This window comes from Candidatus Eisenbacteria bacterium, assembly GCA_016867715.1.
GTDB lineage: Bacteria > Orphanbacterota > Orphanbacteria > Orphanbacterales > Orphanbacteraceae > VGIW01.
The window spans coordinates 1-3,085 of sequence record VGIW01000157.1; the positions used below are offsets into that span (position 1 = coordinate 1).

At 66.0% G+C, this 3,085-nt stretch carries 4 protein-coding genes; 1 reads left to right on the top strand and 3 read right to left on the bottom strand.

What is annotated here, in order from left to right; translation table 11 throughout:
* Both FJY73_14230 and FJY73_14235 read right to left on the bottom strand, forming a co-directional pair.
* On the bottom strand, positions 1-908 hold a 908-nt coding region (locus FJY73_14230), incomplete at its 3' end, for a TAT-variant-translocated molybdopterin oxidoreductase (GenBank protein ID MBM3321818.1).
* On the bottom strand, positions 896-1,564 hold the full coding sequence (locus FJY73_14235) for a cytochrome c3 family protein (GenBank protein ID MBM3321819.1): 669 nt from the start codon (positions 1,562-1,564) through the stop codon (positions 896-898). The genes FJY73_14235 and FJY73_14230, both read right to left, overlap by 13 nt.
* A 346-nt stretch (positions 1,565-1,910) precedes the next feature.
* Here FJY73_14235 and FJY73_14240 point away from each other — a divergent pair, with 346 nt between their 5' ends.
* Positions 1,911-2,630 carry an NYN domain-containing protein gene (locus FJY73_14240; GenBank protein ID MBM3321820.1) on the top strand — a complete coding sequence of 240 codons (720 nt, stop codon included), beginning with the start codon at positions 1,911-1,913 and terminating at the stop codon, positions 2,628-2,630.
* Between the two features lie 34 nt (positions 2,631-2,664).
* Here FJY73_14240 and FJY73_14245 read toward each other — a convergent pair whose 3' ends face one another.
* Positions 2,665-2,985 (bottom strand): hypothetical protein, encoded by a 321-nt coding sequence (locus FJY73_14245; GenBank protein MBM3321821.1) that lies wholly within the window; start codon positions 2,983-2,985, stop codon positions 2,665-2,667.
* Positions 2,986-3,085: the final 100 nt, after the last annotated feature.

The following is a 3,085-nucleotide window of genomic DNA, read 5'->3' on the forward strand; positions in this document are numbered from 1 at the left end:
GCCCGGGGCGGAAGGGAGAGCCGATGGTCCGCCTTCGCTCCGGTCGTGCAGGGGACGCTCTCCACGACATAGAGCCGGTTCGTCCGGCCTTCCTCGATGCGGCGCGCGGCGGCGAACTCGCGCGCGTGGAGGAGCGCGGCCGGGTCGTCGTCGAGGAGGTCGGCGTCGAGCGAGAAGACGATCGCGGCGGAGGCGAGATCGAGATGCGCGCGGAGCGGCTTGCCGAAGGCGATCCTCAAGCCTTCGCGCGCATGGTCCATCGAGAGAGGGTCGTACTCGAACCAGAGCGCCTCGGGGAGCTCCGCGGCGAGGCGGCGGCGGAGACGCGCCACGCATTCGGAGCCGGTCGGTTCGGAGAGAAACGCGAGGCGCGCGCCCCGCGTCGCGCGAAGATCGCGAACGAGGTCTTCCGTCCACGCGAGAAAATCGCCCCACACAACGGAACGTTCGCTTCTCCCCTCGCGCCATATCGGCGTTCGGGTCCGGTCCGGATCGTAGAGGTCGAGCACGCTCGCCTGATCGATCGCGCTCGAAGCGCCGCGTCCGATCGGATCGTTTTCGTTTCCGTCGATCTTGATCGGCCGGCCGTCGACGCTCGTCGCGAGAAGGCCGCGCGCGCATCCTCGAAGCTCGCCCGAGGTCGCGAAACGGAGCGCCTCGCCGGGAACCCAACCCTCGGGTCGATGCGCGTAGGGGACGATCTTCTCTTTCGGCCACCGGCATCCGGAGAAGCCGGCGAGGGCGACCGATGCGCCCATGAGCTGGAGGAAGCGACGCCTTGTGAACGCTCCCGGCGCGTCGACCGCTCCCTCGGCGAACTCGCGCTCGAGCTTCAGGCGAAAGGCGGGCGTGCCGGCGAGCTCGCCGAGACTCCGCCAGTATCCGCCTCGTTCGTTCATCGATGGCATGTCGTGCAGTCCGTCGAGGGGTTCACGTGGTTCTCGTCGCGAAGGCGCTTTCCAAGAACGAACGGGTCTTCGTTCGGAACCCAATCCATCTTGGTCGCGAGCTCCGGCGGGCGGAGATGCGCCTCGGGCGCGCGGTGACAGTCGAGGCACCATCCCATCGTGAGCGGCTTCTCTTGGCGAACGGTCTCCATCTTGTCGACGCGCCCGTGGCAGGAGATGCAGCCGACGCCGCGCCGCACGTGCGCGCTGTGATCGAAGTAGACGAAATCGGGGAGGTCGTGCACGCGCACCCACTCGATCGGCATTCCGGTCGCGTGGCTCTCGCGCACCGGGAGGATCTTCGCGCTCGCCGCGCGGATGTTCGCGTGGCAGTTCATGCATGTCTCCGTCGGGGGGATCGCCGCGTGCGAGGCGCTCTCGACGGTCGTGTGACAGTAGCGGCAGTCGATCCCGAGCCGGCCCGCGTGGAGCGCGTGGCTGAAGGCGACGGGTTGGTCCGGTTCGTATCCGACGCGCGTCGCCTCCGCGGAGTTTCCGTAGTAGACGAGCATGACGATGTAGAGAGGAACCGCGGCGAGCGCGATCCCGATCACCGGCCGGAAGAAGTTGATGCTCTTTGGAAAGACCGGTCGAACGGAGGCCGGTTCTTTGTCCATCGGGTCCGCACCCTCGCCGGAAGCCGCGCGGACTCCGCGGCGGGCCGAAGGCATAATTCATTTTCTTTCAATGAGTTGCGGCGGCCCCTAAGCCAGCCGAGGCCGGTCGTGCGATTCCAAGCTCGATCTTCCGTAACCCCCAGTAACTTATGAACCCTTCGAGAGAGTTTCAAGAACTATGTGCGGGACTCCCGGCGGCGGCGCGATGTCGGCGGATCGCCCGTGGCCATCGCGTGCTCGTGCGGACGAAGCGAGACGATGGGACCGCTGTCCACCGACCGTCTCCCGCTCTTGACGTTGGGCGCGATTCCGTGAAACGATGAAGCCTTGTCGGAGGGAGGAACCCATGCGCCTTACGATCATCGACGGCCACAACTTCATTCTTACGGTGGAGAGTCTCGCCGAGCGGCTTGCCTTCGAGGGGAAGCGCGCGTCGCGCGAGGAAGCGGAGGACCTCGTTCTGCAATGGGCGCGGCGCTCCGATGAGATGAGCGCCTCGATCATCTACGACGGCGGGAAGTTCCCCGAGGGGCATCCGGGGAATCGGGACGAGGGACCGCTCCGCGTGCGTTTCTCGGATCCGCCGGCCGAGGCGGACGACATCATCGCCTACGAAGCGAAAGAGGCGGCGGAGCGCGGCGACGAGGTGACCGTCGTCACGGCCGACAAAGAGCTCGCGAAGAAGGCGAAGAAGGCGGGAGCGGGAATCGTCTCGACCGAGGATTTCTATTTCGAGATCACCCGAAAGCCTCTTCATCCCGAGAAGGAAGAACATTTCACGGATGAACAGATCGCCGAGTTGGAAACCGCGATGCTGACGCGCGTGGACGAGGAAGAGCCGGAATCCTTCGACGAGCCGGAGACCGAGTCGGACGAAGAGGAGGAGCGCTCCCTTCCGGTGGTGAAAGAAAGACGCGCGCCCCTTCTTGCGCCGGAGGCGCAGGCCGTGCACCCCCGTCCGAACCGCGAAGCGCGCCGCGCCCGCTATCAGGAGAAGATGCAGCGCCGCGCCGCCCGCGGCCCCGCCAAACCCCCGAAGTCGAAGAAGAAGAAGCGGGGGTTTTGAGCAGACCGGAGAGCCCCGGGGTTCTCTCTATGAATCACCGGGCGAGAAGACCAAGAAGGCAATGAAGCCGGCACGCGAAGTCGCCGATCGAGCGCCGATCCATCCCGATCCGATCTCGCCAGCTATTGTCCTCTCCGTGAAGCGCCATGTTTCGGCTCAGGATATCACACGAGTCGATGAAGGCGGTGTGGGCGATCGAACGCGCCGCGTCGATCTCCCTCCGTCGCTCCGGATCGGCGAGCTGCCAGTCGGTTCGGAGCCGGGCGTACCGCACGGCCGTCGCGAAGAGATCCTCCCGTAGATCGACAAGCCAGCTCTTTATGATCGCCGTATAAACCGTGCGTGTCTCATCCATGTTTTCCCCCTCGGCCCCGCACCCCAAAGCGTCATGAGGGCGGCGGCGCGGCCTCGATCGCCCGAAACCGCGCCGCCGAACCCGATCGGCTTCTGTCTAG

Bases quoted from the DNA above. Each gene is read 5' to 3' on its own strand.
- FJY73_14245 (MBM3321821.1), bottom strand. From the start codon at position 2,985: ATGGATGAGACACGCACGGTTTATACGGCGATCATAAAGAGCTGGCTT.
- FJY73_14235 (MBM3321819.1), bottom strand. From the start codon at position 1,564: ATGGACAAAGAACCGGCCTCCGTTCGACCGGTCTTTCCAAAGAGCATC.
- FJY73_14240 (MBM3321820.1), top strand. From the start codon at position 1,911: ATGCGCCTTACGATCATCGACGGCCACAACTTCATTCTTACGGTGGAG.